Origin of the sequence: Limnobacter sp. MED105 (assembly GCF_000170915.1) — a bacterium.
GTDB lineage: Bacteria > Pseudomonadota > Gammaproteobacteria > Burkholderiales > Burkholderiaceae_B > Limnobacter.
On record NZ_ABCT01000001.1, the window covers coordinates 62,876 to 79,120 of the forward strand.

General features: G+C 54.7%; 12 protein-coding genes. 8 read left to right on the forward strand and 4 right to left on the reverse strand.

What is annotated here, in order from left to right; all coding sequences use genetic code 11:
• Positions 1-21: 21 nt before the first annotated feature.
• From LMED105_RS00305 to LMED105_RS00320, 4 genes are all read left to right on the forward strand, one after another.
• Positions 22-1,761 carry an alkaline phosphatase gene (locus LMED105_RS00305; RefSeq protein ID WP_008246980.1) on the forward strand — a complete coding sequence of 580 codons (1,740 nt, stop codon included), beginning with the start codon at positions 22-24 and terminating at the stop codon, positions 1,759-1,761.
• Positions 1,762-1,832: 71 nt separating this feature from the next.
• The gene (locus tag LMED105_RS00310) at positions 1,833-2,750 is read left to right on the forward strand and encodes an acetyltransferase (protein ID WP_008246982.1); all 918 of its coding nucleotides are present in this window, start codon (positions 1,833-1,835) and stop codon (positions 2,748-2,750) included.
• Between the two features lie 69 nt (positions 2,751-2,819).
• Complete coding sequence (locus tag LMED105_RS15945) at positions 2,820-3,164, forward strand: hypothetical protein (protein ID WP_008246984.1); 345 nt, start codon at positions 2,820-2,822, stop codon at positions 3,162-3,164.
• 96 nt (positions 3,165-3,260) lie between these two features.
• Positions 3,261-5,321 carry a TonB-dependent receptor gene (locus LMED105_RS00320; RefSeq protein WP_198006758.1) on the forward strand — a complete coding sequence of 687 codons (2,061 nt, stop codon included), beginning with the start codon at positions 3,261-3,263 and terminating at the stop codon, positions 5,319-5,321.
• 15 nt (positions 5,322-5,336) lie between these two features.
• On the opposite strand, the gene LMED105_RS00325 is transcribed toward LMED105_RS00320, so the two are convergent.
• The 4 genes from LMED105_RS00325 to LMED105_RS00340 are packed head-to-tail and all read right to left on the reverse strand — an operon-like array spanning position 5,337 to position 8,296.
• The gene (locus LMED105_RS00325; RefSeq protein WP_008246989.1) at positions 5,337-5,888 is read right to left on the reverse strand and encodes a copper chaperone PCu(A)C; all 552 of its coding nucleotides are present in this window, start codon (positions 5,886-5,888) and stop codon (positions 5,337-5,339) included.
• 5 nt (positions 5,889-5,893) lie between these two features.
• Positions 5,894-6,595 (reverse strand): DUF4197 domain-containing protein, encoded by a 702-nt coding sequence (locus tag LMED105_RS00330; RefSeq protein WP_198006760.1) that lies wholly within the window; start codon positions 6,593-6,595, stop codon positions 5,894-5,896.
• Between the two features lie 23 nt (positions 6,596-6,618).
• On the reverse strand, positions 6,619-7,314 hold the full coding sequence (locus LMED105_RS00335; RefSeq protein WP_008246993.1) for a response regulator transcription factor: 696 nt from the start codon (positions 7,312-7,314) through the stop codon (positions 6,619-6,621).
• Between the two features lie 22 nt (positions 7,315-7,336).
• The gene (locus LMED105_RS00340; protein ID WP_008247001.1) at positions 7,337-8,296 is read right to left on the reverse strand and encodes a patatin-like phospholipase family protein; all 960 of its coding nucleotides are present in this window, start codon (positions 8,294-8,296) and stop codon (positions 7,337-7,339) included.
• Positions 8,297-8,486: 190 nt separating this feature from the next.
• Here LMED105_RS00340 and LMED105_RS00345 point away from each other — a divergent pair, with 190 nt between their 5' ends.
• From LMED105_RS00345 to cfa, 4 genes are all read left to right on the forward strand, one after another.
• A complete protein-coding gene (locus LMED105_RS00345) occupies positions 8,487-10,208 on the forward strand; it encodes an NAD(P)H-dependent oxidoreductase subunit E (RefSeq protein WP_008247003.1) in 1,722 nt (573 codons plus the stop codon).
• The gene (gene fdhF / locus LMED105_RS00350; protein ID WP_008247004.1) at positions 10,205-12,943 is read left to right on the forward strand and encodes a formate dehydrogenase subunit alpha; all 2,739 of its coding nucleotides are present in this window, start codon (positions 10,205-10,207) and stop codon (positions 12,941-12,943) included. The genes LMED105_RS00345 and fdhF overlap by 4 nt, the downstream gene beginning before the upstream one ends.
• Positions 12,944-13,097: 154 nt before the next feature.
• On the forward strand, positions 13,098-14,966 hold the full coding sequence (locus LMED105_RS00355; protein ID WP_156799463.1) for a hypothetical protein: 1,869 nt from the start codon (positions 13,098-13,100) through the stop codon (positions 14,964-14,966).
• A gap of 83 nt (positions 14,967-15,049) precedes the next feature.
• Positions 15,050-16,210 (forward strand): cyclopropane fatty acyl phospholipid synthase, encoded by a 1,161-nt coding sequence (cfa, locus tag LMED105_RS00360; protein WP_008247006.1) that lies wholly within the window; start codon positions 15,050-15,052, stop codon positions 16,208-16,210.
• Positions 16,211-16,245: the final 35 nt, after the last annotated feature.

A 16,245-nucleotide genomic window follows, 5' to 3' on the forward strand; every position in this document is an offset into this window, starting at 1 on the left:
AACACTTTCAGGAATACCGCCATGTCAGGTCCACGCCGCAAACGCAGTCGAATTCAAAAACGCCCTGGCATTACACGCCGCTTCTTTTTGAAAGGTTTGGGACTGGGCACAGCCGGAGTGGGTGGGCTAAGCCTGCTGCAAGGTTGTGGCAGTGACAACAACAACGGCCTGACCGATGGCCGCACCACACCGAATGAAGAAACCTCCACGCAGAATGTGCAGTTCTTGCACAGTGTGGCCAGTGGCGACCCTGCATTCGACAGCGTGGTGCTGTGGACTCGCATTACGCCTGAAAATACAAACCGCACCATTGCTGGCCGCGTGGATGTGTTCAAAGACGAAGCATTGACCATGTTTGTGAAGTCCATGGACTTTCAAACCTCCTCGGCACAAGACTTCACCGTGAAACTGATTTGCGACGGTCTTGAACAGGACACGGTGTATTTCTACCAATTCCGCAGCAACGGCAAAACCAGCCCGGTTGGCCGCACCCGCACCACGCCCGCAGCAGGCAACAAACGACCCTTGAATTTTGGTGTGGTTAGTTGCTCCAGCCTGGCGCATGGCTTTTTCAATGCCTATGCCAAACTGGCCGAGCGCGACGACATCGACGCCATCATTCACCTGGGCGACTATATTTACGAATACGGCACAGGCCAGTACGGCAACGTGCGCGAGTACGAACCGGCGACAGAAATAATCTCGCTGTCCGACTACCGCACCCGCCACGCGCAATACAAGCGCGACGAAGACCTGCAGAAGCTGCACCAGCGCTTCCCGTTCATCACAATTTGGGACGACCATGAATCCACCAACAACTCTTACCGCGACGGTGCAGAAAATCACACCGAGGGTGCGGAAGGTGTGTGGGAAGAACGCAAGGGATTTGCCCAGCGCGCCTACGACGAGTGGATGCCGATTCGCCTGCCGGAGCCCGGCAACCGCGCGAAAATTTTCCGCCGCGTGCAGTTTGGCGACATGGTGAACCTGTTCTTGCTCGACACCCGCCTGTTTGACCGCGACATTGAGGCTGCAACACCCGTAAACCCCACCGACGGCGTGGCCAGCCAACCCGACCGCACCATGATTGGTGAAGAGCAGTACAACTTTTTGATTAACGGCATGCGTGCATCGCAAGCCCAGTGGAAGCTGATTGGCAACCAGGTGGTGTTTCACCAGTGGATCATCAAGCCCGGTTTGAATAATCCCGCACCGGCGCAATTGGGCGAGCTGCTTGCGCCATCGGGTCTGAATGGCGACGCTTGGGACGGCTACAGCGCCGAGCGCCAGCGCATCATCAATGCCCTGCGGGGTGACGATGGTGGCGAAGCCATCAACAACGTGGTGATTCTGACCGGCGACGTGCACACCAGCTGGGTAGCTGACATCACCGACAACCCCAACCAGCCTGTCGATGTGGTGGGCGGCTACAACCCAATCACCGGGCAAGGCAGCGTGGCCACCGAGTTTGTGGTGACTTCGGTGACCTCACCCGGCCTGGATCTGCCCAACCAGATCATTCAGGCCATTCGCCTGACCAGCCCGCACATCAAGCACGTGAACGTGACGGAACGCGGTTACAGCGTACTGCGTGTAGCCGAGGACAAAACCACTTGTGAATACTGGGCAGTCAGCACCATTCTTGAGCGCGGCGGCTCCGAAACTTTGTCCGCCGCTTTTGAGGTGGCCGATGGTGCCAACCGAATCACCCCACAAGGAATTTACCCCGTGGACGTGGTCACCGGCCTGTTGGGTGTTTAAGGGTTTCTGGGGTAAGATCCGGGCTGTTTGATTGAACAGCCCCCAAAGCTACAACGCCCCGGATCCCCAAAGTGCCATTGTCCAAAATTCTTCCCGCTCCCATCATCGGTGTACTCACCGTCACCTTGATGAGCCTGTGCATCACCTTCTGGTTCATCGTGATGTTTCCCTTCATCATGCTGCGCCTTGTGCCGGTGTACCGTGTGCAACGCGTGGCATCCAATTGCTGCGTGCAAATTGCCACTTGGTGGGTGGGCTCGGACAAGCAACTGTACAAACTGCTGCATGGCCAGCAGGGGCAGGTTGAAATTCATGGCAAGTTCAAACCGCACAGCAGTTATTTGGTTGTCAGCAACCACACGGCTTGGGCCGACATTGTGGTGTTGTTCGATGTGCTTCACGGCCACGCACCTTTTGGCCGGTTTTTCCTGAAAAAAGAACTGATTTGGGTTCCCATTGTGGGCGTGGTGTGTTGGGCCATGGACTTTCCCTTCATGAAACGCCACAGTCGCGCCGCCATTGCGCGCAACCCGGTGCTGGCCAGCCAGGACCTGGAAACCACCCGCAAAGCCTGCGAAGTGTACAAGGAAAGCCCGGTCACCGTGATCAACTTTCTGGAAGGTACCCGCTTTACGTCCGCCAAAAAGGCCAAAACCAAATCACCCTACACCAACCTGCTGGGCCCGAAGTACGGCGGCCTGTCTGCTTCGCTCAACGCCATGGGCGAACAATTTGAAGGCATGGTCAATGTCACCATTGCATATGGACCAAGCCAAGGCAACATCACCTGGAGTTGGCTGTGTGGCAAGCAACCCAATATGCAGGTGCACATTGAAATTTTGCCCATTCCTGCCGACATGATTGCGGGCGACTTCCGCAACGACCTTGAATTCAAAAATCAATTCAAGACCTGGATTGGTGACATTTGGACCCTGAAAGACAAACGCCTGGCGGAAATGCGGCGCAAAGCCGGGCACCCATCACCGTGAACCACACCAGCCCCGCTTGACAGGTTTGCTAAACTACACAAATCGCAGTTACTCGAAGTGATTTCCCCAATGCCCACCCGCTGGTTCCAACACATGCTGATCGCGCTGGCCGTTTTGGCCACGCAATGGGCAGGTCTTGCCCACAGCATTGAGCACCGGGACACGCTGCAAGCCGAATCGCACGGCCACGCACACAGTCACAACAGCAAACACGCTGCCGCCAGCGATTTACTGCATTCCTGCCTGCTGTTCGATGGGCTTGCCACCGCACAGGCTGCGGTTTCCAATCCACCCACCGGCTGTGCATTGCCCCTGCTGGCCCAACTGGGCATTCAAAGCAATGCGGTCGCAGCGCCCAGAAATACCCTGTTCGCGCAACGCGTTCGAGTGCGCGACCCACCCCATTTTTCCTGAAGCAAACAACCCCATTTAATTTTTGTGTCGCAGCGCCTGTCCTTGTGTATTCAACACAAGGCAGGGCAGCGGCGTGCTGTACTTCAGGAAATGAACATGAACCAATCTCAATTTCAGCGCCGTGCAGTTGCACTGGCCAGCTTGCTTTTTATTGCCCAAACCCACGCCATGGCCCAGGAAGCCCTGCTCGAGTCCGTGGTGGTCACAGGCACGGCCGAGCAGCCCGAGTCCATCACCAAACCCTTTTCAATCATCACAGCCGATGAGCTGAATGCCAATGGTGCCAGCACTGTGGGCGAGGCACTGCGCTATCAACCCGGTGTGTCGGCCACTGGTTTTGGTCCCAACTCAAGCCGCCCGATTGTGCGCGGCCAAGACGCGGATCGGATCAAGATTCTGCGAAATTCAGCCGCCACGGTGGATGTATCTGCACTGAGCTTCGACCACGCCTTGCCAGTCGATCCTTTTGCATTGCACCAGGTTGAAATTCTTCGGGGTCCCGCGGCGCTGGCTTACGGTGGCAATGCGGTAGGCGGTGTCGTCAACCTGATCGACCAGCGAATTGCGCGCAAACCTGTGCAAGGCCTTCAGGGCGAAGTCAATTTGCTGGGTGGAGGCGCAGCCGACCAAACAGCAGGCGGCTTCAAACTCGATGCCGGCTTGGGGCAGGGCGTCAGCATTCACCTCGATGGCTTCAAACGGACCACGCGCGACCTTGAAACCCCCACCTTCACCGACCCTGAAGGCGTCACCGGAAGCCGGGTACAAAACTCGTCCTCAAAATCCGATGGCGCTTCAATCGGCGCGTCGTTTCAAACCGGCAATGGTTACATTGGCGTGTCCGCAGAACGTTACAACAACGAATACGGTGTGCCGAAATCGCTGGATGTACGCATTGGCATGGAAAGTGAACGCTACGCACTGGAAGGCGAACAAAATTTCAACGGTGCAGCGTTCAAGCAAGTGAAATACCGCTTGGCCAAAACCGATTACCAACACCAGGAATTTGAAGACGGCGCACCGGCTACACTGTTTGTAAATGATGGTGTCGACGGCCGCGTGGAAGTTGCTTTGCAGCCATTTTCAATGGCCGGCATGAACATCAATACCAGCACCGGCCTGCAGTTTGAGCGAACCGACTTCTCGGCGATCGGCGATGAAGCCTTTGTGCCCAGCACCAGCACCGATCAAACCGGCGTATTCACAATTTTCCGCGCCAGCCGCGGACAAGAAAACAGTGGCGTGTTCGAGTTTGGCTTGCGTGGTGACCAGGTCGACGTGAATGCCGCCACCAGTGGTTTGTCGGCCTTGAACGGCCCTGTCGCAGGTGCCGGTGTCGACGCTGGCCCCGCCATCAACCGTTCTTTCACACCCAGTTCAGTGTCGCTGGGCTACACCGCACCCATCGGCAATGGCTGGTCACTGGGTGGTTCGTTGTCTCGCGTTGAGCGCGCACCCTCCAGCTTCGAGTTGTACGCCGACGGCGTGCACGTGGCCACCGATGCCTATGAAAAAGGCAATCCGAATTTGCAGGAAGAACGTGGCCGCCACGTTGAAGTGACCAGCACTTGGGCGCAAGGAGAATCCAAATTCAATGCCACTGCGTTTGCAAGCCGGTACAGCAATTACATCGCCTTGATTGGCCGCACAGGGGCCGATGCCGAATTTATCGAAGCGCCGGGCGAGCCACCCATTCAAGTGTTCGACTTCACCGCTGTGCCCGCGGAATTTCAGGGCATCGAGCTGGGCTATCAAACCGCCTACGCCATGGGTGCAGGCCAATTGCAACCCAGCATTCAATACGACCTTGTTCGCGGCAAACGCACCGATGGCGGCGGCAACCTGCCTCGCATCAGCCCGCAACGTGTGGTGGCCAGCGCGGCATACACACAAAGTGGCTGGACTGTTACACCAGAGCTGATTTGGGTCAGTGACAGCAAGGCCGGTGCGGGCGATATTGAAGTAGAGGGTTATGAGCTGGTGAACTTGCGCATCGGCAAGGCATTCACTTGGGGCAATACTGGTGGCGAAGTATTCGCCAACCTGCAAAACCTGACGGATGAGTTGGCATTTTCAGCCACCACGCTGAACACCGTGCGCGGTTACACGCCACTGGGTGGGCGTTCCGCGCTGGTGGGTGTGAAACTGGCTTTCTAAAGCGAGTTTAATTATTCAATGTTTGTGATCACCACCGCCATGGCTGTGGTGGTCACCTGCGGCATTCTGGCCTGCCACCGCCTTCACCGGCATTTCAATTTTGCTGCCATCGGCTTTTTCAAATTGCAGGCTCAATTCAATTTCCTGACCTGCCTCTACCGGTGCAGTCAAGGCCATCAACATCACATGGTAGCCACCCGGCTTTAATTCCAACGGTTCACCTGCCTTCATTTCAATGCGCTCGGCCATGCGCATGCGCATGATGTCGCCATCCATTTTCATTTCATGCACTTCAGCAATTTCAGCCGCAGGCGTGGCCACGCCCACCAAAGCCAAGGGCTCCTCGCTGGTAATGGTCAAGTAGGCACCGGTGGCATCTTGTTCACCCACGGTGGGGCGCACCCAGGCGTTCTGAACCGAAATACCGTTCTGAACCTGTGCGGGAGTTGAGGCTTGCTCCACCGCAACAGGCGCATCGTGAGAGTGGCCCGACTCTGCACCATGGTCATGATGTTCAGAACAGGCTGCCAAAGCCACTGCGGCAGACAAGGCCGCCAGTTGAATCATTTTCTTCACTTCAAACTCCCAAACACTTTTTTAAGCACGGCGCTACCTGCCGCAACCGGATTGGCCCGAATCGCTTTCTCTTCCTCGGCCACCATCAAAAACAACGCATCAAGCGCTTTGTTGGTGACATAACCTTCCAAATTGGCGTCTTCCGCCTTCACCAAGCCAAAGCGACTGCCCTTCTCGGCCAATGCATTGTATTGTTGAGCCAAGCCCACCTGCGCGGTTTTGCCCTTCACAATCGGCAAAAGCTGGGCGTACAAATCAGCCTGGGATTTGCTTCTGAAAAAGTCGGTTACTGCCGTGTCACCGCCACTCAACACCTGTTTGGCGTCTTCAACTGTCATGTTCTGGATTGTTTTTTTCAACACGGCTTTGGCTTGCGGTACCGCTGCTTCCGCCGCGCGGTTCATGCTGATTTCCATTTGGTCGAGCTGGTCACCCATGCCCACCATTTTCAGCAACCCCTTGCTGTTTTCCAGGTACTCCGGCAACTTGATTCTCACCGCGGGGTTGCCCAGAAAACCATCAGCCTTACCCAAACTGCCCACCGCAGCATCAGCTCCCTTGCTAAGCGTAGTGCGCAAGGCCGTTACCGCCTCTTTGCTGGTGATGCCGCTTAAATCTGCGGCCACCACCGTACCCGTAAAAACCACGGGGAACAAAGTCACAAACAAAGCAAATATGGAACGCATCGAACGGATCATCTAGGCCTCCCAGCCAAGGGTGTTCAAGAATCGAGCAAACGTGCCTTACGCTCGGCGCGAATAAAAATATCAACTGCCTGACCTTTGTTTTTAGCGCCCAGCCGCAAGAATATTTCCTTGATGTGCCCCCGCACCGTGTCCGGACTGATGTCCATTTCACGCGCCACTTCCTTGGCCGACAAGCCTTCAGCAGTTTTGCGCATAATTTCCACCTGCTTCCAGGTCAAGGGTTTGTCCGATCCCGGGGCATAAATGTTGGAATGGTATTCATTGGCCGCCTTCTCCACGCCTTTGGGCACCTCGTCCAGCACACCTGCCTCTATCAGCAGGTTTTGAAGGGCACGAAGCAGTTCGGGGTAAGTACTGGCTTTGTTCACATAAAAATAGCCCGCGCGCTCGGCCTCACGCGCCAGGTTTTTGTCCAGCACACCCGAACAAATCAATTTTGGGCATTGGGGAAACAGCACCGCGAAGGTGTTGATGGTGTTCACACCTTTGGAGTCGGGAAGATCCAGATCGGCGATGACCAGGTCTGGTTGAACCTGAATCGCTCTGGCTTTTTCCATGCTTTCCACCACGATGATTTCGCTGTGGTTGACCAGCTGGTCAATCATGTCAGCCAACATAATGGAAATCATCGGGTGATCTTCAGCGATCAAAATCGTGGGTTTGTCCGTCAGCGAACCCATGTCTGCATGCCCTGTTTTTTCTTTTGTCATCAGGGCATTGTACTGCGAAAATTTAGAGCCGTGCCTGCGGGTTTGCCTGTGCCATCAGCCGTTCACGGCTTCCCTGTATGGCGGCCTGAATTTTTGGCACCAGTTTCTGAGCCACCTTTTCGCCCTCCAGCAAAAACTCGTGTCGCTGGTCGAGGTTCAATGCGTCGGCATGCTGAACGCTGGGTTGTATCACCACATCGGCGCGGGCCAGCTCGGCACGAATGGCTTGCTGGCTCAGAATATTAATACTTTGATCCAGCAGCCCCCACCATCCCATCGCACCAGCTCCAGTGCGTGGTTTGGCAGAAATATCCACAGCAATCACCACATCGGCACCCATTTCCCGGGCAGTCAAAACCGGTACCGGACTTACCAAACCGCCATCCACAAACTGGCGTTTTCCAATTCGAGTGGGCAAAAACACATTCGGAATGCTGCACGAGGCACGCACCGCCTGCCCCGCGTTTCCATAGTTGAACGCCACTTTCTCACCACTTTCAAGGTCGGTGGCCACCGCTGCAAAACGTATTGGAAACTGGTGAATGGCTTTGTTCTTCACCTGTGTATTCACATACTGCTGCAGTTTGTCGCCAATCAAAAAACCCTGGCTGCTCAAAGTCAGGTCGCGAATGTCGGCCTCCTGCATGCCCAAAGCCACGCTTTGCAATGTGTAGGCATTCATGCCGCTGGCATACAAAGCGCCCACAAAGCTGCCCGCACTGGTGCCCACCACAATGCTGGGCTTAATACCATGGTTTTCCAGCACCTTGATCACACCCACATGGGCAAAGCCTTTCACGCCACCACCACCCAATACCAAGGCAATCACTGGCTCGCGGGTTTTCGGGGCAACCGGGTCTTGAGCCTGGGCGGCCGGTACTGGTTCAGGCGACGGCGCCACGGGCGGTGCAACCGTTGCACAAGCTGACAGCATCAAGGCCAACATAGACGCCAATAAAATGCCAAAAGGCTTGTTTTTCATACACATTTTTCAAAAACATATTAAGAACAGGATGCTACCGCAGTGCAGCATACTTGGGTTGACAGAATGCACTAACGGCGAATCGACCCGCAGGTTTACGATGAACTTCACCGCAACCCCCTGGTCCTAGAAAGGGCCGTGTAAGTTCAATAACGGCCTAATAGGGCAAACAACAGAAGGTGGAGACAAGATGAACCGGGCAATCATACCGATTGCAACTGCTGTTGACTTTGCGCAACAACAACGCGGAAAACCCAAAGGTCGGCAAGCTGCTGCACTCGACATGTCAGAAGTGCTGGCCATTCTGGGCCCCGGTGCACACCGCCGAGACCTGCTCATTGAATACCTCCATCAGTTACAAGACCACTTGGGCTGTCTGCCCAAAACCCACCTGTCCGCACTCGCTGAGTGCCTGAAACTGTCTCAAACCGAAGTATTCGAAGTTGCCACTTTTTATCACCACTTCGATGTGGTCGAGTCAAAGAACGCGGTGAACCACACTTTAACCGTGCGCGTTTGTAATGGCCCTTCTTGCTGCATGGCTGGTGCGGAAGAACTGATCGAAAAATTGCCAACACTCCTGGGCAGCACCGTGCGGGTTCAAGCTGTGCCCTGCATTGGTCGTTGCGAACAAGCCCCGGCTGTGGCTGTGGGTCAGCATGAAATGGGCTGGGCCAATCACCACCAAATCATGGAAGCGGCGTTTGGGCAACATACCAAGGCCTTGCCACCGCACTGCGCCAGCGAACCCCAATACAAAGCCACTGGGGGTTATCAGCTTTTGCAAGCGTGTGTATCGGGGCAACGCACAGTTGAGTCGGTCATAGACACGCTGTCCAGTTCCGGTCTCCGGGGTTTGGGTGGCGCAGGTTTTCCGGCGGGGAAAAAGTGGGCCATTGTGCGCGAGCAAACTGCGCCCCGTTTAATGGCGGTGAACATCGACGAAGGCGAACCTGGCACCTTCAAAGACCGCAGCTACCTTGAACGCAACCCACATCAATTTTTGGAGGGTATGCTGATTGCCGCTTGGGCCGTAAACGCCAGCGCAATCTACATTTATCTGCGCGACGAGTACCACGCCTGCCGGTCCATGCTGCAAAACGAACTGGCCCTGCTCAAAGCCAAACCGCCAATGCCCAATATGCCCGTGATCGAACTTCGTCGTGGTGCAGGGGCCTACATTTGCGGTGAAGAATCGGCCATGCTGGAATCGATTGAAGGCAAACGGGGTTTGCCCCGGCTGCGCCCACCGTATGTGGCCCAAGTGGGTTTGTTCAACAAACCCACCCTGGTTCACAACTTTGAAACCCTGTACTGGGTTCCAGTCATTCTTGAAAAGGGCGCACAGTGGTTCGCTTCGCAAGGTCGACACGGGCGTGGCGGATTCAGGTCTTTTTCTGTGTCAGGCCGGGTTAACAAACCCGGTATTCACCTGGCGCCTGCGGGCATTACCCTGAATGAACTGATTTCAGAGTACTGCGGCGGCATGCAGACTGGCCACACGCTTTATGGTTATTTGCCGGGCGGTGCATCGGGCGGAATATTGCCCGCAGTGCTGGCCGATGTACCACTCGATTTCGACACGCTGCAGCCCCACGGCTGCTTCATTGGTTCTGCCGCCATTGTGGTCTTCTCACAAGCCGACAGCGCCGTGAATATGGCCCGCAATCTGATGCGTTTTTTCGTACATGAAAGTTGCGGCCAATGCACCCCCTGCCGCACTGGCACGGCCAAAGCCCTGGCCTTGATTAATCAGCCCCAATGGAATGTGCCACTGCTACAAGAACTGTCCGCAGTGATGCGCGATGCCTCCATTTGTGGCTTGGGCCAGGCCGCCCCCAACCCGATCGACTGCGTCATTCGCTATTTCCCGCAAGAACTGGAATCCCGGCCAAAAGGCAAACAACCATGAACGCCTCGCAAATGATCCGCCTTCAGTTAAATGGCCAAACCGTTGAAGCGTTGCCCGGTGAAACACTGCTGCAAGTGGCGCAGCGCGAAAACATCGATGTGCCCCACCTTTGCAACAAAACCGGCCTTGAACCCGCCGGCAACTGCCGCGCCTGTGTGGTCGAAGTGGAGGGCGAACGCACTTTGGCTGCATCGTGTTGCAGGCAGGCCGCACATGGCATGGTGGTCCACACCGATTCAGGCAAGGCCATCGCCGCGCAGAAAATGGTGCTGGAACTGTTGCTGGCCGACATGCCCGATCACGCAAACCCCACGCCCTTAAAAACCGACAACGAGTTGACCCGTTGGTGTCAGCAAATGGGCATTGAAGGCACCCGATTCGAAGCGCGGGCAGCCGTGCCTGCTGACCTGTCCCACCCAGCCATTGCGGTGAACATGGACCATTGCATTCAGTGCACCCGCTGCGTGCGTGCCTGTCGGGAGGTGCAGGTTAACGATGTCATTGGACTGGCTTTTCGCGGTGAACACGCTGCAATTGTGTTTGATCAAGGTGACGCTTTGGCCCAATCCACCTGCGTGGCCTGTGGCGAATGCGTGCAAGCCTGCCCCACAGGTGCGTTGAGCCCGGCCAAACCTGCGGCACACCAGCCCGCGGATAAAACAGTGGATTCCATTTGCCCTTATTGTGGGGTGGGCTGTCAGCTCACTTATCACGTGAAGGACAACACCATTTTGCGTGTTGAAGGTCGACTAGGACCAGCCAACCACGGGCGCCTGTGTGTGAAAGGGCGTTATGGCTTTGACTACGTTCACCATGAACAACGCTTGACTCAACCACTGATTCGCCGTGACGGTGTTGCCAAGAACCCAGTCAATCTGCTGAATCCTGAAGAGGTGAACCACGCGTTTCGCACCGCCACGTGGGACGAGGCCTTGGCGTTGGTTGCGAAGAAACTAAACCACATCAAACATGCTCACGGTTCAAACGCGCTGGCGGGTTTTGGTTCTGCCAAGTGCAGCAATGAAGAAGCCTATCTGTTTCAAAAGCTGGTGCGTACAGGCTTCGGTACCAACAATGTCGATCACTGCACACGCCTTTGCCATGCCTCGTCGGTGGCCGCCTTGCTGGAGGGTATTGGGTCCGGCGCAGTGTCCAATCCGGTGATGGATGTCCAGCAGGCCGAGGTGATCTTCGTAATTGGCGCCAACCCCACCGTCAATCACCCCGTGGGCGCCACCTGGATTAAAAATGCTGTGAAAAACGGCGCCAAACTGATTGTGGCTGACCCCAGGCGTTCAGACCTGGCCCGGCATGCCACCCATTTTCTGCAATTCAAAGCCGACAGCGACGTGGCACTGCTCAATGCCTTGCTGCACGTCATCATCAAAGAAAACCTGATTAATCAGGAATTCATCGATCAACGCACAGAAGGCTTTGACGAGCTGAAGGCGAATGTAGCGGCCTACACGCCCGAAGCCATGTCACCTATCTGCGGCATTTCACCCACCGAATTGCGCGCAGTGGCCCGCCTGTATGCCGGCGCCAGCGCATCGATCATTTTGTGGGGTATGGGTATTTCCCAGCACACCCACGGCACCGACAATGCACGTTGCCTTATTTCACTGGCGCTGATTACCGGGCAAATTGGTCGACCTGGCACGGGCTTGCACCCCCTGCGCGGTCAAAACAATGTGCAAGGTGCCTCGGACGCCGGGCTAATCCCGATGATGTTTCCAGACTACCAAAAGGTGTGCAATCCCGAGGCGCAACAACGGTTCGAATCCCTTTGGAACTCCTCACTTTCCAACACACCCGGGCTGACCGTGGTCGAAACCATGCAAGCCATTACCGCTGGCACGGTGAAAGGCATGTACATTCTGGGCGAAAACCCCGCCATGTCCGACCCCGATTTAAACCATGCCCGCAAAGCCTTGGCTGCGCTCGATTTTCTGGTGGTGCAAGACATCTTCCTCACAGAAACAGCAAGCCTTGCCGATGTTGTTTTGCCCGCCAGCGCCTTTCCCGAAAAAACCGGCACCTTCACCAACACCGATCGCCTGGTGCAGCTTGGGCAACAAGCCATTGACCCGCCAGGGCAAGCACGTCAAGACCTGTGGATTATTCAAAGCATTGCACAGGGACTTGGGCTGGACTGGCACTACCGCAGTGTAGAAGAAGTGTTTGATGAAATGCGCCACGCCATGCACAGCATTGAGGGCATCACTTGGCAACGCCTGGAACGCGAACATGCGGTGGTGTACCCCTGCGCCCATGAAGGGGACCCTGGCCAGCCTGTGGTATTTACCGAGCACTTCCCGACACCCAGCGGCAAAGCCCGACTGGTGCCCGCGCAATTCCGCCAAGCCGCCGAAACACCCGACACCGAATTTCCATTCGTATTGATCACCGGGCGACAGCTGGAACATTGGCACACCGGCAGCATGACGCGCCGTGCCAGCGTACTGGATGCCATTGAAGTTGAACCCACTGCATCGCTTCACCCCAACGATCTAAAGGCCTTGAACATTGAGGCGGGCGGCACCATTCGACTCCAATCCCGTCGCGGTGAAGTGCAACTATTTGCGCGAGCCGATGCGGGTACACCAGTGGGACACGTGTTTGTACCTTTTTGTTATGCCGAGGCCGCGATCAACAAACTGACGCACGCAGCGCTCGACCCCGACGGCAAAATTCCAGAGTTCAAATACTGCGCTATTGCGGTGCACAAAAAATAGGGAAAACCCTGGCTTTGTCAAACTTTAATGAATAAAGTGACACAGAACAGGTGATACCTCTTTGCCCGCTTTTGGACAAATTCACAGTTTGTGACATGTTTAAGGTCAAAGAAAAATCGAAATGCACCCGAACCGTGCGTTCTGGAGACCTGTCGTGGCCTTGCAAATTACTGCCTCACCCAACTTGATAACGCCTGCGCTTGACCGCGGGATCAAGAACAACATTGCCCGCAAATCGGGCAATAAACACGTGCATGGTGACACTTACAAACAGCGCACCACCTGGAAAAAAGTATGTGACTTTGTGGGCTCAACGCGCGCCGTTAACGTTGTCGGCAAAGCGCATTTTGAATCCAAACAATACTCCGAAGCCGCCATTTTGCGCAAAGACTACCAAGCCACGCAAAAATCGGAGGTGCTGGGCCGCGATCTGACCGACAAGGAATACGACGACGCGGTGTGGAATTCCACCGGCGTTCAAAGCCGCTTGATGCGTGAAGACTATATTCGCTACAGCCCGAACTACTACAGCAAGGAAAACGGCACCACCTCACGCAATCTGTGGGCTCGCCGATTCTCCAAACTAAGCCATTGTTTGCATGGTTTGTGTGAAATGAATGCAGCACCCACGGGTATGACCTATAACGTGATGCGTAATGCCGGTACAAGTGGTGTTGATGAGAAAAGTACCAAAAACAAAATTCTCATGTTCGGTTTGCTGGGTTTTATTGGTGTAGCCACTACTGAATTGTTGACCGCAATACGTGGCCTTTCCAGCAACAGTGCCACTTTCCTGGGTCAAGGTATTCTGGGTTTGCTGGTCGCATTCCCGGTGGCTTCCTCTGCCTTGGGGTTCTTGGGGTTTTGTGCAGGGCTGGCCAGCCAAATTGCGGTTCAAAAACACAAAGTAAATCCGAAACAAAAAGAAGATTTGTCAAAAGACGTCAGCGAGAATCTCCAAAAAATACTGTCGCAACTCAAATCCATCAAAGACAAACCCGAGCTGATTCAAGTCATGGCCAAAGCCATGCAGGGCAAGCACCATGTGCTGAAGAAAATCGGGCCAGGCAGTGTGGATGCTCAAGGTATTCCCACTATTCTAAATTCCTCTCTCGCAGCAATCGACCCTGTTAAAAGCGACCTGGAAAACATGCAGGCGCTCAGAAATGCTTTGGGGCAATACATGCAGGTGGAAAAGCCAAGCGCTGAATCTGCAACCCTGTGGGCGCGCTACCGTTATGCCAAAGCAATAACCACCAAAGAAAGCCATTACGTCGCGCTGGCCAGCACCGTTGACCACATGGAAATTGCAAACCCCCACGCAAAAGCGATGAAGGACGCGCGCCGACAAACCGAAGAAATTGCAGCACCTGCCTTACACAATTTCGTGCTGAGAACACTGGCTTATCCAGCAACTTTGCTTGATCGCGTGGCCAACACCCAAATAGCGCCCACCTTGCGAAAATGGGCCAGCGAAAGCTACCAAAAAGAACAGATCAAGAAAATGAGTGATCCCGACCGAGCCTCAAAGAACTGTTTCAAAGGCGAGTACATGGCCAAAAATATTCACCAATATGGTCCCGTAACCCGTGCATGCATCAAAATTGCTGAAGGCATGCGTTTGTTCAACATGAATGTGGTCTTGGCTTCGAACGCCAACCTGTCACGAATATTCAACAACATTGCGCTTCTGGCCCACAACGCAGTCGGCACCAGCCCAGCCTCACGTTCCATGTGCAACAGTCTTGGGCGTTTCTTTGGGGGCGCTGTACTGGCGATCATCTTCGGCACTTTCATTCCGATAGCGGCCGACGCAACAGGAGGCCCGTCAACCGTCAGCACCAATGGGAATTTTCCGGTGAATTTTTCCATGACCAACATTGGTATATTGATGTTCTTGTTGTCTGCACCCACGTTGCTGGTTCAAGGGCTTGCGCACGTCGCAGCGCGTGTAGAAGGCTGGAATGGCAACATCGCCAAAACCGTTCCAAACGGAGTTCCTGCATTTCAATTTTCGCGCTGAAATTTCACGCCAACAACGGGTTTGGCAAGCACCATTCAAGTCTGCAATAATCAGTTTGTCGTCATAGCCACTTCACAGGTCCTATGAAAACAAACACCCACGATTTAGTCGATGCCCAAAGGGTGCCCAAGCCCATTGCCAGTCTTTTACACAGCGCTGGCATACACATCAATGGCGCCGAACCCCACGACATTCAAATACTCGATGAACGCTTGTTCAACGCAGTACTCAGCCATGGCTCTCTAGGCCTGGGCGAGGCCTACATGAACGGATGGTGGACAGTCGAGCGGCTCGATGAAATGATGTTTCGCCTGATGCGCAACAACGCGGATGAACACACCAAAGCCTGGACCAAAATGCAATGGTTGATGTTGGCTTTGCGTGAGAAGGTCATCAATCTGCAAGCACCTACTCGCGCCTTTCAAGTGGGCGAACACCATTACGACACAGGCAACGATTTGTTCGAAGCCATGCTTGATCCGCTGATGATTTATTCCTGCGGATACTGGGAAAGTGCCAATAATCTGGAACAGGCCCAGCTCCACAAACTCGACATGATTTGCCAAAAGTTGCAGTTGCAGCCTGGCGAAAAACTGTTGGACATCGGTTGCGGCTGGGGTGGGCTGGCCTGGTATGCGGCAAGCCATTTTGATGTGCAAGTGCTGGGCATCACCGTGTCGGCCCAGCAGCAACAATACGCCCGTGCGCGTTGTGCCGGTTTGCCTGTAGAAATTGAATTGATTGATTACCGCAACCTGCAAGGGCAGTTCGACAAAGTGGTGTCTGTGGGTATGTTTGAACATGTGGGTTTGAAAAACTACCCGGCCTATTTTGATGCGGTACATCGGCTGTTAAAACCCGATGGGCTGTTTTTATTGCACACCATTGGTGGTTTTAACAAAACCGAGGCTACCGATCCCTGGATCGACAGATACATTTTCCCGAACGGAAAAATTCCTTCACCCAGCGAAATAACTGAGCACATTGACGGCAAACTGGTGCTTGAAGACTGGCACAACTTTGGCTCCGATTACGATAAAACTTTGATGGCCTGGCATGCCAATGTTGAAAAAGCCTGGCCTGCACTCAAAGCAAATTACGACGAACGCTTTCACCGCATGTGGACGTATTACCTGATGACCTGCGCGGCCTACTTCCGTGCCCGAAAGGGCATGCTGTGGCAACTGGTTCTCAGTCACCGCGAGCACCCACAGGTTTACCGAAGCAAACGACCCCGGTTCTGAATTCATTCGATTTATTACACACACGTAATAATTGA

Coding starts and splice junctions, on each gene's coding strand:
- LMED105_RS00340 (WP_008247001.1), bottom strand. CDS start 8,296: ATGAAAAACAAGCCTTTTGGCATTTTATTGGCGTCTATGTTGGCCTTG.
- cfa (WP_008247006.1), top strand. CDS start 15,050: ATGAAAACAAACACCCACGATTTAGTCGATGCCCAAAGGGTGCCCAAG.
- LMED105_RS00305 (WP_008246980.1), top strand. CDS start 22: ATGTCAGGTCCACGCCGCAAACGCAGTCGAATTCAAAAACGCCCTGGC.
- LMED105_RS00345 (WP_008247003.1), top strand. CDS start 8,487: ATGAACCGGGCAATCATACCGATTGCAACTGCTGTTGACTTTGCGCAA.
- LMED105_RS15945 (WP_008246984.1), top strand. CDS start 2,820: ATGCCCACCCGCTGGTTCCAACACATGCTGATCGCGCTGGCCGTTTTG.
- fdhF (WP_008247004.1), top strand. CDS start 10,205: ATGAACGCCTCGCAAATGATCCGCCTTCAGTTAAATGGCCAAACCGTT.
- LMED105_RS00325 (WP_008246989.1), bottom strand. CDS start 5,888: ATGATTCAACTGGCGGCCTTGTCTGCCGCAGTGGCTTTGGCAGCCTGT.
- LMED105_RS00335 (WP_008246993.1), bottom strand. CDS start 7,314: ATGACAAAAGAAAAAACAGGGCATGCAGACATGGGTTCGCTGACGGAC.
- LMED105_RS00330 (WP_198006760.1), bottom strand. CDS start 6,595: ATGATCCGTTCGATGCGTTCCATATTTGCTTTGTTTGTGACTTTGTTC.
- LMED105_RS00320 (WP_198006758.1), top strand. CDS start 3,261: ATGAACCAATCTCAATTTCAGCGCCGTGCAGTTGCACTGGCCAGCTTG.